At 58.5% G+C, this 15,031-nt stretch carries 13 protein-coding genes; 6 read left to right on the plus strand and 7 right to left on the minus strand.

Going from position 1 to position 15,031, the window contains the following annotated elements; genetic code table 11:
• Window positions 1-74 precede the first annotated feature (74 nt).
• The 7 genes from NW822_RS04545 to rplI all read right to left on the minus strand — a co-directional run bounded on the left by NW822_RS04545 (window position 75) and on the right by rplI (window position 7,622).
• The gene (locus tag NW822_RS04545) at window positions 75-1,247 is read right to left on the minus strand and encodes an MlaD family protein (RefSeq protein WP_414403660.1); all 1,173 of its coding nucleotides are present in this window, start codon (window positions 1,245-1,247) and stop codon (window positions 75-77) included.
• Window positions 1,247-2,101, minus strand: a complete 855-nt coding sequence (locus tag NW822_RS04550) for an ABC transporter ATP-binding protein (protein WP_414403661.1) — start codon at window positions 2,099-2,101, stop codon at window positions 1,247-1,249. The genes NW822_RS04545 and NW822_RS04550 overlap by 1 nt, the downstream gene beginning before the upstream one ends.
• 240 nt (window positions 2,102-2,341) lie before the next feature.
• A complete protein-coding gene (locus NW822_RS04555) occupies window positions 2,342-3,175 on the minus strand; it encodes a TerC family protein (protein WP_414361506.1) in 834 nt (277 codons plus the stop codon).
• A gap of 235 nt (window positions 3,176-3,410) precedes the next feature.
• Entirely contained in the window at window positions 3,411-4,223 is an 813-nt protein-coding gene (gene larB, locus NW822_RS04560; protein WP_414361508.1) for a nickel pincer cofactor biosynthesis protein LarB, read from the minus strand.
• Between the two features lie 11 nt (window positions 4,224-4,234).
• A complete protein-coding gene (locus tag NW822_RS04565; RefSeq protein ID WP_414361510.1) occupies window positions 4,235-5,131 on the minus strand; it encodes a universal stress protein in 897 nt (298 codons plus the stop codon).
• Window positions 5,132-5,262: 131 nt separating this feature from the next.
• Window positions 5,263-7,020 carry a replicative DNA helicase gene (gene dnaB / locus NW822_RS04570; RefSeq protein ID WP_414361535.1) on the minus strand — a complete coding sequence of 586 codons (1,758 nt, stop codon included), beginning with the start codon at window positions 7,018-7,020 and terminating at the stop codon, window positions 5,263-5,265.
• 137 nt (window positions 7,021-7,157) lie between these two features.
• Window positions 7,158-7,622 (minus strand): 50S ribosomal protein L9, encoded by a 465-nt coding sequence (gene rplI / locus NW822_RS04575; protein WP_414365800.1) that lies wholly within the window; start codon window positions 7,620-7,622, stop codon window positions 7,158-7,160.
• Between the two features lie 405 nt (window positions 7,623-8,027).
• Here rplI and pstS point away from each other — a divergent pair, with 405 nt between their 5' ends.
• From pstS to NW822_RS04605, 6 genes are all read left to right on the plus strand, one after another.
• Entirely contained in the window at window positions 8,028-9,104 is a 1,077-nt protein-coding gene (pstS, locus tag NW822_RS04580) for a phosphate ABC transporter substrate-binding protein PstS (RefSeq protein ID WP_414403662.1), read from the plus strand.
• Window positions 9,105-9,127: 23 nt separating this feature from the next.
• Complete coding sequence (pstC, locus tag NW822_RS04585) at window positions 9,128-10,099, plus strand: phosphate ABC transporter permease subunit PstC (protein ID WP_414403663.1); 972 nt, start codon at window positions 9,128-9,130, stop codon at window positions 10,097-10,099.
• Window positions 10,100-10,105: 6 nt separating this feature from the next.
• Window positions 10,106-11,005 carry a phosphate ABC transporter permease PstA gene (gene pstA, locus NW822_RS04590; RefSeq protein WP_414403664.1) on the plus strand — a complete coding sequence of 300 codons (900 nt, stop codon included), beginning with the start codon at window positions 10,106-10,108 and terminating at the stop codon, window positions 11,003-11,005.
• Between the two features lie 66 nt (window positions 11,006-11,071).
• Window positions 11,072-11,899: a phosphate ABC transporter ATP-binding protein PstB gene (gene pstB, locus NW822_RS04595; protein WP_414361519.1), complete on the plus strand. Its 828-nt coding sequence runs from the start codon at window positions 11,072-11,074 to the stop codon at window positions 11,897-11,899.
• Between the two features lie 106 nt (window positions 11,900-12,005).
• Complete coding sequence (locus NW822_RS04600) at window positions 12,006-12,842, plus strand: TlyA family RNA methyltransferase (RefSeq protein ID WP_414403665.1); 837 nt, start codon at window positions 12,006-12,008, stop codon at window positions 12,840-12,842.
• Window positions 12,843-13,094: 252 nt separating this feature from the next.
• A complete protein-coding gene (locus tag NW822_RS04605) occupies window positions 13,095-14,519 on the plus strand; it encodes an RNA-guided endonuclease InsQ/TnpB family protein (protein ID WP_414403666.1) in 1,425 nt (474 codons plus the stop codon).
• Window positions 14,520-15,031: the final 512 nt, after the last annotated feature.

Below are 15,031 nucleotides of genomic sequence, written 5' to 3' on the forward strand. Positions count from 1 at the left end.
GGAAGCGGCGGACTGGTTGTTAAGCTCCTGCCAGAGGGAGAGGCCAGGCAGGCTGCTATTGCCCTTCTGGGGAGCTAGAGGCAGCCCCCTCGGCAAAAGGAAACAGGCGCAAAACGGAAGCGATACCCTTGGGCTGCTGCAGGCTGGATCCCGTCTTCTGCGGGGGCCTTGGAGACCAAGTTGCTCAGCCCCAGCACCAGCTCCCGGAGAGCGCGGCGAAACTGGGGATCCCCCGTCAGCTCGTCAATGTCAGCAGTGATCTTTTGCACATTTTGAAAGGAGATGCGGGCCGAGTCTAGGGTTTGGCGTAGGGTGGCCAGGGTGCCCGGATCGTTGAGGGCAGCCGTAATCTGCCGCAGATCCTCAGTGGCCTTGGCCGCGTTCTCCGCCGCTACTCGCGCCCCTGCCAGGAGCTGGCGCACATTCTCTTGCAGTTGGGGATCGGTAAGCAGGGGGCGAACCGCGCTTGACATGGCTTGTAGATCGGCACTGACCTGCTGGATATTGGCCAGGGCAGCATAGAGGGAGGGGCGGTTCTGGGCCACCAGCAGGGCAAACTGGTCAGCAGCTGCTTGCAAACTTTGAGCTGTTCCCTTCGCCGCCACAGCCGTCTCCCGGATAGCCGCGGCGGCAGCGCTAAATTGCGATAAATCCAGCTCCTCCACCCGCTTTTCCACGCTTTCCGAGAGACTGGACAGGCTGTTGGCAACGCGGGTGACTTCCTCCAAGGTAGCGTTGAGGGTATCGAAGAGCTCGTCACTGTTGATGCGCCGCACCAGTTGATCCAGCTGGATCAACAACTGGCCAAAATCTACCCCCGCTGTGCCCTCCACCACATCGCCATTGCAGATGATTTGGCTGCGGTCGCAGTCGGGCGCCAAGGGAGATCCTGCTACCTGAACAGCCGTCCGCGGCAGGATGTCCATCACCGTCTCCCCCACTAGCCCTGTCTGGGTGGTAACAAACAGGGCATCGCGGGGGATGGCCAGCGGCTGGTCGATGGCCACCTGCACCTCCACCTGGGCCGCCTGGGGCAGGATGCGCTCCACCCGGCCCACGGCTACCCCCCGCAGCCGCACGCTGGAGCCTTCCGCCAGGCCAGATACGTTGGGATAGGTGACGGTAAACTGGAAGCCGCGGCTGCCAAAGCGCAAGTTGTAGATCCACAAAAACAGCCCAGCAAAGCCCAGTGCCCCTGCCAGGATCAACAGGCCCACGGCCCCTTCTCGGATTGCTCGCGAACGCATCACACCTGCCCTGCCACTTGGATTGGCCCTTCTACGCTACCGCTGAAAAATTGCCGCACAAAGGGGTTGTCGCTTGTCTCAATCTCTTGCACGGGTCCCTCCCACTGCACCCGCCCCTGGGCCAAGAGCACGATGCGGTCGGTAGCGCGGTAGATGGTGCTGTGCTGGTGGGTCACCACGATGTAGCTCTCGCAAGCTTTTTTCACCCGCTGCAGATCCCGGATGAGATCTTCGATCACCGTGGAAGCAATCGGATCCAGGCCCGCTGTGGGCTCGTCGTAGAGTAGGAGTTGGGGCTCGTTTTGGGGCAGCGAAGGATCTTCCATGATGGCGCGGGCAAAGCTAACCCGCTTGCGCATCCCCCCCGAGAGCTCCTCCGGCAGGCTGTCCTCCTTACCCGCCAGCCCCACTGCTTCCAGCTTGGCTGCCACCAGCTCTCGAATGCGTGCCCTTGGCAGCCGCGAGTGCTCATAGAGCAAAAACCCGACGTTTTCCTCCACCGTCAGGGAGTCGAAGAGGGCCGCCTGCTGGAATACCATGCCTACCCGCAAGGGGGGAGTGCAGTGGCCGGCCTGAATCTCCGGCAGGGGGATGCCGCACCAGAACACCTCGCCAGCGTCCGGCTCTGTCAAGCCAGCGATGATGCGCAACAGAGTTGATTTGCCAGTGCCGGAAGGCCCCACTAGCCCCAGAGCATCGCCCCGATGCACCTTTAGATCGACTTGGTCAAGCACCAGCGTGGTTCCAAAGCGCTTGGAAACCTGCCGTAGCTCCACCAAGGGCACGGGATCTCCCTTCCCCGCTCCAGACTGGGGTTGGGGACTCTCCGCCGGCGGCTGCTGTTGGCCGTTCATGCTGGTGCCAATGTCCTTTCTGAAGCACTTCGCCCAACACTTCCAGCAGAACTGCAAGGTCAGGGTGCCTCCCTCCCGTGGCTTGCGTTCCATTGCTAGTTTAAGAGCCGTCGCACTACGCGAACAACTTGCTGCTGTTGCCTCCAGCAGCCAAGGCTACGGAGCACCTGCCAGCCTTTGTCTCTTAGCCACCAGACCTCCCAGGTCCAGGGATCCGGAACAAGCTGTCCGTGAGGCTCCTTAGTCCGGCTGTAGCTCGGGAGCAGGCTCGGCCTCAGGCAGGGGGGCTAGGCTGGCAGGGATCCCTTCGGTTCGGTGGAACTCCTTGAGATCGGCCAGGGCCAGGGGCTGTTCCTCGGCTGCCGCGCAGGAGCTGGTACGCTGCGAAAAGCCCCAGATAAACAAAGGCAGCACAGCCACCACCATCCCCCATTCCGGAATCTCAATTTGGGGGAAGAACACCTCCAGCAGCATGAGGATCCCTACCAGCGCGATGATGGCAAAGGCAGCATCCTCCAGACGGGAAAACTCATCCAGCCAGCGCAAAAACAAAGAGGCCATGTAGCGCATTAGGGTAATGCCGAGGATGCCCCCCAGGATAATCACCCAGGCCTTGCGGGAGACAGCTACAGAAGCGGCAATACTGTCAAACGAGAACACCAGATCGGTGAGCTCCACCATGACCAGGGTTTGCCAAAAATTGGCCTGGCGGGTGAGGTCCTGCGCCGGGCCTTCCTCCTGCCCGCGAAAATGTTGCCAGGCCAGCCAGAGCAGGTAGCAGGCCCCCAAAAATCGAGCAGGGGGGTACTCGACCAACCAAACCGCTGCAAACACAATGGCGATGCGAAAACTGTAGGCACCTACGATGCCCCAGCGTAGGGCCCGGTGTTGTTGCTGAGGGGTGGGCAAATGCTTGACCAAAGCCGCGAGGGCGACAGCATTGTCTGCAGAGAGGGCCGCTTCCAAAAACACCAAGACCACCACCAAAAAGAGGTCCGTCCAAGTGAAGGACTGAATTATCCCTTGAACAACAGTGGTACCTATTGCCTCGATTGACATAGCAGCAAGCTTCACGTACCCCAGTCAAAAAAATTGTTGTTCGGTGCAGCCAACTCCAGACCGCTATCCCAGATCTCTCGACAACCCCTTCCAGGAGATTTTTATGGTCGTTGAGGAAGCGCCCCAAAGACACCTAACAAAAGATACCTGGAGAAGGGATCCCTCCCTCAATTTTTGGCCACAACCTCCCCTCCAAAGCCCTAGCATGGCCTGAGTATAGCCTGTCCGGCTTGGGATCGTTTTACATTTCTTAACCTTCTCTGCTCTCTCCAGGAGGTGCAGGGGAGGGCAACCGCGATGCCAGGCGGTGGCCACAGCGCAGGATCTGGGCAGCTAGGATGGCCGCCCCAAAGCCGTTGTCGATGTTCACCACTCCCACGCCGGCAGCGCAGGAGTTGAGCATGGTCAGCAGCGCGGCCAAGCCCTGGAAGCTGGCCCCGTAGCCAATGCTAGTGGGCACAGCAATCACCGGACAGTCCGCCAGGCCGGCCACTACGCTAGCCAAGGCTCCCTCCATGCCCGCCACCACGATCAGCACATCGGCCTCTAGGGCAGCGCGGTGGTGCAGCAGGCGATGGATCCCGGCTACCCCCACATCCCAAAGGCGCTTGACCGTAAACCCGCAAAGCTCGGCGGTAAGCGCGGCCTCTTCAGCTACCGGCACATCGGCGGTGCCAGCGGAAATGACACTAATCTGACCGGGATAGCGGGGTGCCTGCTGGGCCGGGAGCCAACACAGACGGGCCACTGGAGAATACTGCGCCTGAGGCAGCCAGCGGCGGATCTGGTCATAGGTAGAAGCCTCCACGCGGGTGGCCAAAGCCAGGGATCCCTGCCAGTGGAGCCGTTCTAGGATCTGGGCAATTTGCTCAGGGGTTTTGCCCGGCCCCCACACTGCTTCGGGAAAGCCCGTGCGCCAAGGACGGTGGTGATCCAGGCGGGCGAAGTCTCCCACGGTCTCGAAGGGCAGAAAGCGACAGGCTTGCAGGGCTTGTTCGGGAGAGAGCCTCCCTTGAGCCACTGCCTGCAACAGTTCTCGCAAGCTTTGGGTTGGGTCGGCCATAGTGAGCAGCTCTACTGGGCCAAAGACCGGCGTGGGAAAAACAACACCGGATGCCAACTTTGCCGCAGGATCTCGCCGGTGAGGCTGCGAACCGACCACTCCCAAAAGCTGCCCACCCGCGGAGAGGCGGTGGCAATGGCGGTCACGTCCTCAGCAGCGGCAGTGGCCAGGATCTCCTGCAGCGGCGATCCCACCCGTACCAGGGCCCGCACCTGCAGCGGCTGCACCTGCTCGTTCAACGGCCCGATTACCTGAGCCAAGTCGGCCTCAGCCTTGCGTTTGAGCACCTCCACCGCCATGCCCTGGTTGCGGCGGGCGCTGGGATCCACTACATAGAGCAGGGTAACTGACTGGCACTGGGAAGTTCCCGGCAGCAGTTGACCAAGACGCTCAAGCAGTTGCCGGCGCGGCTCTTCAAAGTCAAAGGGTACCAGGAGGCTGCGAAGGAGGTGGCGGCTGCGCAGACGCAACTCCTCTAGGGTAAAGACGGCCAGCAGTTGCGGTCGCATCACCAGCAAGGGGATGGTTAACTTAGGCAGCAGCTCCACAGTGGTGCTGCCAAACAGTTTTTCCGTGAGCAGGTTGTGGATCCCCATGCCGGTGATTAGCAAGTCGGAGCTGTAGGTTTGGATCCCCTTTAAAATCAGATCCACCGCCTTGCCCGCCTGTACCAAGACCTTGACTTCCAGCCCCCCAGGAATGGCGCTCAACACCTCCTGCAGGCGAGCCTGTTGCGCCTGCACGGCGGGGGTGATGTCTTCGGGAAGGCCTATGTCGTCGTCCTGCCAGGCAATGCTGTGCACGAAGGCAACGCGTTCAATTCCATTCAGGTGAAGCTCTTCCAGGCATTTGCCAAAACGCTGCAGTCCATCTCGGCAGTCAGTGGCAATCAGCAGGCTTTTGAACATATGGCTTTGGGCAGAGGGGGGTAGGCAGCAACGGCGCCCTGCTCCAGCAGGGGCAATCTCAGGCTAACACCTCGCAGGCTTAGACCTGCCCTTGAAAGGGAGTCCGGATCCACCTCTGCCGCAGCTTTTGCTCATCGATAGGGGTCTGCCAAGTTCCGAAACTGGGTGTACTGGCTTTCAAACAAAAGGCGCACGGTGCCGGTGGGGCCGTTGCGGTGCTTGGCGATGATCACTTCGGCAATGCCGCGATCGCTGGTGTTGGGATCGTAGTACTCTGGGCGGTAGATCATCATCACCACGTCGGCATCCTGTTCAATGCTGTTGTGCACTAGCAGACCGTTGGCCACAAAATTGTGGTGGCGGGGCATTTCAATGTCGTAAACCGGCTGCGGCTCCCCCGGCTCGCTGATGAAGACGACTGGATCCCAGATCAATCCCTCCTGCACCACCACCGCCACCTCCTCTTCCAGTTGCAGCTCGTCGAGGGTTTTCCAGCCTTCCCGAGTCAGGAAGGGGTGGTTGCCAGTGGCGCGAATGGAGAAGTTGAGGCGGGTTCTCAGAAGACAAGTGGGCTGTCGCCCACTGCAAAATACCTTCACCGGCTGTTGGGGCACCAAGCGCCCGCGCCCGTTGAGGCTAAGCAGGCGCGGTAGTTCCGCTGAAGGCGGCAGGGCTGCCAGCTGATCTAGCCGCCAGATCTTGCCGCGATCTACGTCCCTCACGCGGGTGTCGCCGGCCAGGCAACCCGACTCTCGCAAATCTGCTAGCTGCGGCCGCTTGTCCGAGCGGGACTCCACCGCCCGGCTAAGCTGAGACAGCACCAGCACCGGCACCCTCAGCTCTTTGGCTAGCGCCTTGAGGCCGCGGGTAATGCGCGACAACTCCTGCACCCGGTTGTCGGACTCTGATCCCTGGATTAACTGCAAGTAGTCGATCAACACCAGTCCCAATGTCCCCCCTTGCTCCACCTGCAGACGCCGCGCCTTGGAGCGAATTTCTGTAACAGTGCAATTGGGTGTGTCGTCGATAAACAAAGGCAGTTGTGACAAAAAGCCAATGGCTTGACCCAGGCGCTGCCACTCGTTTTCACTGATGCGCCCTGAGCGCAGACGACTGCTCTCAATGCGGGCTTCGCTGGCTAGAAGCCTCTGCACCAGCTGCTCCCGCGACATCTCTAGGCTGAAGATGGCTACCGGTTGCTTGACGTAGGCAGCCACATTTTGGGCAATATTAAGGGCCAGGCTGGTTTTTCCCATCGAGGGACGGCCGGCTAGGATGACCAGATCCGACCGCTGCAAGCCCTGGGTTAGGTTGTCGAGGTCAATGAATTTGGTCGGGATCCCGGGGAACTGGGCCCCACTTTGGAATTTCTCCTCCAAATCGGAGAAGAGGCTCACCAAAACTTCCGAGGCCGGAACAAGGCTGCGCTGCACTCGCTCCTGGGTGAGGCTGAACACCTCCTGCTCAGCCCGATCCAGGAGCTGAGAGAGGGGCTGGCTAGTGTCGTAGGCCAGACGCGCCAAGTTGCTGCTGACTTGAATCAGCCGGCGGCGCATGTACTTGTCCACCACCAGGCGGGCGTACTGGTCAATGTTGACACTGCTAACTGTCTGCTCCACCAGGCGACGAATTGCCGCCGTCCCGCCCACTCGCTCGAGGAGGTGGTGATCTGCCAACCAGGCAGAAACCGTCATTAGGTCGGTGGGTTGGCCTTGGCTGTGCAGGTGCAGGGCAGCTCGATAAATCTCCTGGTGGGCCGAGAGGTAAAACATCTCGGGACGCAGGAACTCCGCTACCCGCGCCATTGCCTCGGGATCGAGGAGAATGCCCCCCAGGATCTCCTCCTCAGCTTCTACGTTCTGCGGCGGAAGTCGATCCCCACCTGTCAGGTCGTAATCGCCAATCACCACCAGCCAGGATAGAAAAACCAACCCAGCTCCACACTCGCCAGCTGCTTGGCCAAGCACCTTAAGCGGCCAGGCCAAGCTTTACTTGCTATCTCCCATTGCCCCCTGGGATTTCTCTCTCACTCAGGCGTGACCTGAATGCGTAGCGTGGCTGTTACTTCTGGGTGCAGCTTCACTTGCACCAGGTAAACCCCGGTTTTCTTGATCTCCTCGTTGAGCAGAATGTTGCGGCGGTCGATATCCAGGCCGCTGGTGGCCAGCACCACCTCGGCAATGTCGGTGGTGGTCACTTGCCCGAAGAGCAAATCCTTTTCGCCCACTTTCTTGCGGATGACAAAGCGACCGATGGTCTCCAAAGCCTTCTTGTAGTTTTCCGCCTGTTGCTTCTCCGCCAATTTGCGGGCAGCTTCCTGCTCCCGACGCATCTGCTGCTCCTTGAGAAGCCCAGGCGTAAGCCGCACCGCCATCTGCCGCGGGAAAAGGTAGTTGCGGGCATAGCCAGGCTTGACACTCACCACCTCCCCTGGGCTGCCCAAGCCCGGGATCGCCTGGCGCAGCATAACCTGCACGTTACGTTTAGCCATGGAGGAAAGCACTGAATTTTCTCGCCAGCCTTCCATTCTAAGCATTTGCCAAGCTGATGTCAGCCCAAAGAGCTCGGAAAACTCAGCCGGCCCCAGAGCCCAGCCGTAGGCCCTTGAATCCAGGGGTCTTCACGCCGCGTTTCCTCGATCGAGGGTATTCTCCCCTGCAAGGGATCCCTGGAAAGAGCGACAAGGGAGACTAGCTACAGACAGAAATAACCTGATTTTAACCTCACGTTAACTAAAAAGGATGAACGTTATATTACATTAACGATAAGAACCAGAGTGGCAAGGGTCTTGAACGGGATCCCTGGTTTTTTTGAGATCAGCCCGGCTTGAGCAGGCTCTGAGGTTAGAGCACTCAGAGTTGGATCGAGACACCATCTTCATCTGGGAGACTTCTGTATGTTGATGCCGCGCTCCTTGGGACGTCGTTCCTTCCTGAAGTCTGTCTCTGCCACGGTTGCTGGGTTTGCGGTCAGCCAGGCAAATTGGCAGCGGGTATTTGCTCAGCAGACTGTAACCATCAACGGCGCGGGGGCTACTTTCCCGGCTCCCCTCTACCAAACTTGGGCTCAAGAATTCAGCAAGAAAAACCCCAACATCCAAGTCAACTATCAGTCGGTGGGGAGCGGTGCCGGGCGGCGGCAATTTGTGGCTCGCACTGTCGATTTCGGCGCCAGCGACAGTGTGCCGCGTCCCGAAGAGATCAGCCAGATCGAGAGTGAAGCCAACCCTCCCAAGGGCATGGTGGCCGTGCCGATGGTGGGGGGGGCAGTGGTGGCAGCCTACAACATCCCCGGCGTGGGTCCCGAAATTCGCCTCTCTCGCCTAGCGCTGGTAAATATCTTCTTGGGCAAAATTAAAAACTGGAACGATCCGCTGCTAGCCGGCCTTAATCCAGGGGTGACTTTCCCGGATTTGCCGATTACCGTTGTGCACCGCTCCGACGGCAGCGGCACCACCGACATCTTTACCACCCACCTCAACGCCATTAGCCCGGAATGGCGGCAAAAGGTGGGTCGTGGCTCTTCCGTGAACTGGCCAACCGGGGTGGGAGCTCGCGGTAACGAAGGCGTTTCCGAGCAGATTAAGCAGATCCCTGGCGCGATTGGCTATGTGGAGTTCGGCTTCGCCAAGCTCAACAACCTGAACATCGCTCGCCTGGAAAACCGGTCGGGCAAGTTCGTCACCCCCAAAGTTGAGACGGAGCAGGCGGCACTGGCCAGAATCAAGCTCGACGAGCGGCTGTTGGGGGTTGACCCGGATCCCGCCGGGGAAGACTCCTACCCCATTGTGGGCTACACGTGGATCTTGGCCTACAAAGTCTACCCCAAAGCTGAAACCTCCAAAGCTGTCAAGGAGTTTCTCCGCTACGGCCTCACGGAAGGGCAATCCTTCGCGGAGCCGCTGGGCTATGTGCCCTTGCCGGAAGAAACGCGGCAGAAAGCTCTGGCTGCTCTGGAAAACATCACGCCGTAAAAGTTGGTACCTCCTACTGGCAGATGACCACTACTTTTTCTTCAGAGAGCAGTTCTCTATTTCGGCCCCGGCCCGTCTTCCAGCGCCGGCGCGACTGGTTGTTCATCTGGGCAACGCGGATTGCCGTCTTTTTCTCGGCTTTGCTGCTGTTGTGGATTGCCCTGGAGATTGGGATCCAGTCGCTACCTGCCATTCAGAAGTTCGGGCTGGGCTTTTTCTGGGGCACCACCTGGGATCCTGTTGAGAACAACTACGGCGCTTTGCCCCAGATCTACGGCACCCTGGTGACTTCTCTGATTGCCCTGATCGTGGGCGTTCCTTTTAGCTTCGGCATCTCCATCTTTTTGAGTGAGGACTTTTTGCCCAAGTCTTTGCGCACGGCCTTGATCATCGTGGTGGAGCTGCTGGCAGCCATTCCCAGTGTGGTCTACGGCATTTGGGGGTTGTTTATCTTCATTCCCTTCTTTCGCCCGATTCAGATGTTCTTGTTCCAGAACTTCGGGTGGTTGCCCATTTTCAGTACGCCACCGGTGGGGCCGGGGATGCTGACGGCAGGGGTTGTCTTGGGGATCATGATCATCCCCATCATCACTGCCATTGCCAGGGAAGTGCTGGTGGCCGTTCCGCCGGAGTTGCGGGCGGCTGCCTATGCGATGGGGGCCACTCGCTGGGAAGCCATCTTTGGTGTTGTGCTGCCGGCGGCCATTGGCGGCATGCTAGGGGCGGTGGTTTTGGGTTTGGGACGTGCCTTGGGGGAGACGATGGCAGTGGCGATGCTAATTGGTAATGCCCGCGGTATTAGCGTCTCGCTCCTGGCTCCTGCTAGCAACATCCCGGCCCTGTTGGCCAACGAGTTTGCAGAAGCAGGCCCTGAGCAGGTGGCAGCGCTCATGTATGTGGCCTTGATTTTGTTGGCCATCACTCTGGTAGTTAACATTGCGGCGGAGCTGATGATACGCCGTGTCAAGTTCGCGTTGACAGCTTCGCGGGAGTAGAGGAACATGACGACGCAAGTTCAGGCGGTAGATCAAGGCAATTGGTTCAAGCGCAGAGCAAAGTCCTGGCGGCGCGTCTTCCTGGATGTAGGAATGACAGCGCTGACGGTTGTCTCCAGCCTCTTTGCCATTTTCGTGCTGGCTCTCATCCTCTACTACGTTTTCACCAGAGGCATCGAGCGCTTGAACTGGCAAGCGCTGACCCAACTTCCCCCTCCTCCCGGCGATCAGGTGGGCGGATTTGGCAACGCGGTGCTGGGGACAATTATTGTGGTGTCGATTGCTATCGCCATCACCTTCCCCATCGGACTGTTTGCTGCCATCTATCTCTCGGAGTTTGGCCAGAACAGACCTATAGCTTCCTTTCTGCGCTTCATCATCAAGGTGTTGACAGGGGTTCCCTCTATCATTGCCGGGGTGTTTGCCTACGGGGTGTTGGTGCTCTCCACCAAGACTTTCTCTGCCCTCGCCGGCGGGGTGGCTCTATCGGTGTTGACCCTGCCCATCATCATTTTGTCTTGTGAAGAGGCGCTGCGCCTGGTGCCGGCAGATACGCGGGCTGCTGCCTATGCGCTGGGGGCTTCGCGAGTGCAGACGGTGTTTCGCGTGGTGTTGCCGGCAGCTCTGCCGGTGATCCTGACGGGGGTGACGTTGGCCATTGCCCGCGCTGCGGGTGAGACGGCGCCCCTGATCTTCACTGCTTTGTTTAGCTTCCTCTGGCCCAGCGGTCTGTTGAAACCGGTAGCTTCACTGGCTGTGTTGATCTACAACTTTGCCCTCGTTCCTTTTGAAAACCAGCAGAAGATTGCCTGGGGAGGGGCTTTGGCTCTGGTGATTTTGGTGTTGATCACCACGGTCAGTTTTCGGCTCATCGTCAGTCGTCGGCAGGAAACCATCACCATCTAATCCCTCTCACGTGTTGCTTTAACTCAATCTAGGCTTTGCAGTGACGTTATCTCCTTCGGTACTCCTATGCGCTCTCCACTCTCTGGCAAATCCGGCTCTCCTGAGAAATCCACCCGTTTGGAGGTTGAACTAGAGACGCGGGATTTGAGCGTCTACTACGGCTCCCACCTAGCGGTTAAGCAGGTTTCTCTGAAGATCCCGAAAAATCACATCACCGCCTTCATTGGCCCCTCAGGCTGCGGCAAGAGCACCATCTTGCGCTGCTTTAATCGCATGAACGATCTCATCCCGGGAGCAAGGGTAGAAGGCTCGGTCATTTTTCACGGGAAAAATATCTACGACCCAGATGTGGATCCCTCTGAGGTGCGGCGGCGGGTTGGCTTGGTATTTCAGAAGCCCAACCCCTTCCCCAAGTCTATCTACGACAACATTGCCTTTGGGCCACGGATCAATGGCTACCAGGGGGATCTAGACGAGCTGGTGGAGCGCACGCTGCGCCAGGCTGTTCTCTGGGATGAGGTGAAAGATAAGTTGAGGATGAGCGCCCTTTCCCTCTCCGGCGGACAACAGCAGCGCCTCTGCATTGCCCGCACCTTGGCCATTCAGCCGGAAGTGATCCTGATGGACGAGCCCTGTGCCTCCCTGGATCCCATTTCGACGCTGCGCATTGAGGAGCTGATGAAGGAATTGGGGCGTCGCTACACAATTATCATCGTCACCCACAACATGCAGCAGGCGGCGCGTGTGTCCGACTTCACGGCTTTCTTCAACACTGAAGTTGACGAGGAAGGGTTCCGTTATGGGCGGCTAGTAGAGTTCGACCGCACCGAGAAGATCTTCAACTCTCCCGCCAATCGCGAGACAGAAGAATACGTGAGCGGACGGTTTGGCTAATCCCCCGCCCATTGCTGCTGGCGCCAAGCCAGATCTGGTCGAGAGGGATCCCGCTCTCCTATCCTGAGAAATTGAAAATCGGGTAGGAGCTGTTAACAGCAGCAAGATGGCCGAGCGGGTGCGCCTGGATAGCTGGTTGGTGGAGCGGGGATATTTCTCTTCCCGCCAGCAGGCCCAGCGCGCCATCCTCGCAGGGGAAGTTTTCCTCAATGGGGTGCGGGCGGAGAAGGCTGGAGCCTGGGTGAGCGGGGATCCCATGGTCCACATCCAGTCCAAGCCTGCTTTTGTCTCGCGGGGGGGAGAAAAGCTGCAGGGGGCGCTGCAGACCTTTCCTGTTCAGGTGCAGGGCCGTATTTGTTTGGATGCGGGCATCTCCACGGGGGGCTTTACCGATTGCCTACTCAAACAGGGGGCCCAGCGGGTCTATGGGGTGGATGTGGGCTATGGGCAGTTGGCCTGGTCTTTGCGAAGCGACCCGCGGGTGATTCTCAAGGAAAGAACCAACTTGCGCTATCTGCAGCCAGCCGATCTCTACGGAACTGAGGTGCCCACCCCCAGCTGGGCGGATCTGGCCGTGGTGGATCTCTCTTTTATTTCCCTAACCAAGGTGTTGGATCCTTTGTGGAAGCTGTTGCGGTCGCCGCGGGAGGCTCTGCTGCTGGTCAAGCCCCAGTTTGAGGCGGGCCGAGGCCAGGTGGGCAAAAAGGGAGTCGTGCGGGATCCGGCCATCCATGCCCGCGTGCTGCAGACGGTAATGCAGGCGGCGGTGGCCCGCGGCTGGCAGGTGCAGGGCTATACCTGGTCGCCCATCAGTGGTCCCGCTGGCAACATCGAGTACTGGCTCTGGCTGGCGGAAGGAGAAGGGATCCCGCTTCCCACCTTCAGCGCCTTACAGCAGCTGAGCGAGCAGGCAAAAGCAGCTCTTTGCTCCCCTAGCCGCTAGCTCAGCCCTGGGTTAACGTAAGGTGCGGAATTCCCCACGGTCTATACGGTGGGGATGGATAGCACCCTCTGACTGATTCTGGTTCTAGGGAGCAAATCATGCCAAAGCCTAGCCCTTCCCAATACACTTTAGTGACCAGTATTTTGTTACAAACACTACGTGCAAGTGAATTCTAAAAACTGCGTCAGCCTCGCTTCTGAGTCTGCCATTCTCGATGCTACACTTACTGGGGCTTCGACTAAGTTACAAAAGGTGACAGAAACTGCACTGGTAGTCAGGCGGCAGACCTTTCGGCTGTACCCCAACAAAACCCAAGAGCGGGCTTTGTTGTCTGCCCGCCGTTTGCACTGCTACCTCTACAACGCTTGCGTTGCTCACCGACGCTATGAGTACCGGCGCAATCGTCGGACGGTTACTTACCTCGAGCAGCAGAATCTTCTGCCAGAGTTCAAGAAAGCATGGCCGGAGTTTGCTCAACTCCACTCCATGACTTTGCAAGCTACGGTCAAGCGAGTAGATTTTGCCTATCAGCGTTTCTTCCAGGGGCTAAGCAAAAAGCCCAAGTTCAAGTCGATCAAGCGGTATTCTGGCTGGACATATCCCAGCGCTACGGGGTGGAAGGTCAATACTAACGGTAAGCACGGCACCGTTACTCTCAGGGACTTGGGCATTACCCTGAGGATGCGGGGCAAAGCCAGTCGCGTTAGCGGGACGGAGTCCTTGGACTGGGGGAGGCCTACCACGCTAACTATTGTCTACAAGCCAACTTTACGGCAGTGGTATGCTTCCTTCACCGTAGAGGTAGAAGTACCTCGGCCTAAGCTTGGTTCCCAGTCAGACTTGAAGTATGAGTCCATCGTTGCCTACGATTTGGGTACCGAAACGGCCATAACCTTATATGACGGGAGTGAGTTCTATGAGGTTGCTAATCCTCGGTTTAGGCAGAGGAGTGAGGAGAAAGTTCGCAAGGTTGCCAAGCTCAGACGGCGGAAGCGTGCACCCAGGAAGGGAGTGAAGGCTTCTAGGAGATGGAAGAAAATCAACCGGCTGGAGGCCAAGCTCAAAGCCAAAGTTGCCCGTCAGCGTAGAGATTGGCAACACAAGATTACCTCAGAGATTGCGCGTCGTTATGACAAAGGACTCCGTCCCGCTAACGCGAGCGGGGTAACGGAAAAACTCGACGTCAAGGGCATGACCCGTCAAGCTAAGGGTAAAGGGAAGAAGCGCAAGGCCGCACTAAACAAGTCTATTTTGTCGGTGGGGTTTGGTGCGCTGAACCAAATGCTGACCTACAAAATTGAGCAGAAGGGCGGTCTGGTCTTGTTTCTTCCCACGCAAACCCTTAAGCCGTCTCAGCGCTGCCCGCAGTGTGGTGCGATTCACAAGGAGTGGGCAGACCTGAGTCATCGCTACCATGTCTGCCCTGCTTGTGGTTTTGCGATACCGCGGGACAGGGGAACGGTGATGGTACTGTACAACGTTGCCACTAATTGGACTCCGTCCCGCTGTCGCGAACAGCAACCGGGGTTGGGAACCCGCCTCGTGAGTCTTGGATGCTTCAGCTCTACTTCACAGACCCGGTACACGGGATCTATGAAGCAACTGGGGCAGAAGAAGAGACAAAAGCTCTGCTGTCAAGCGGGTGAGGAAACCCCACCCGCCTACGCGGTGGGGTAGTTCATGTTGCCCCCAATAGGACTATCCGGCGCTACAAGGCAGGGGAAGCCGCCAAGGCATTGCAGGATCCCCGAAGGCAGCAGCCTGGACTTGTCTTTCTAGAGGGACAGGCCAAAAGCACCCTGAGAGCCACCCCACCTGCCTTACAGGGAGCTTCAGCCACCCTCCTGTAGAGCGCGGCCTTCTCACTGCAACGGGAGCTGGTAGACACTCCGGGAAGGCCCTTCTACCCCATCTTTATCCTGAGTCTGATCCACCCCCACACCCCCAGCGGCTAGCTCTAGACAGGCTACTAGCAGGTGGGGATCCTGAGCGGGTTGCTGGCGTCGATTGGCCGCAGGTAAGCAAGATCCACCGCTAATTAGCTGAAGAAGCTTAAATAGGCTCAAGCCCATTTTGCAATAAGAATTTACGAAAATCCAGAGCTTTTTACCTTAAATCTGTAACTCTTAACGCTATTCTCAGAGAGGCAGTGCTAGACTTCTCTTATCTAGTCAAGGGTATTGCTTAGC

It is taken from the genome of Synechococcus sp. H70.2 (assembly GCF_047462275.1).
Taxonomy (GTDB): Bacteria; Cyanobacteriota; Cyanobacteriia; order Thermostichales; family Thermostichaceae; genus Thermostichus.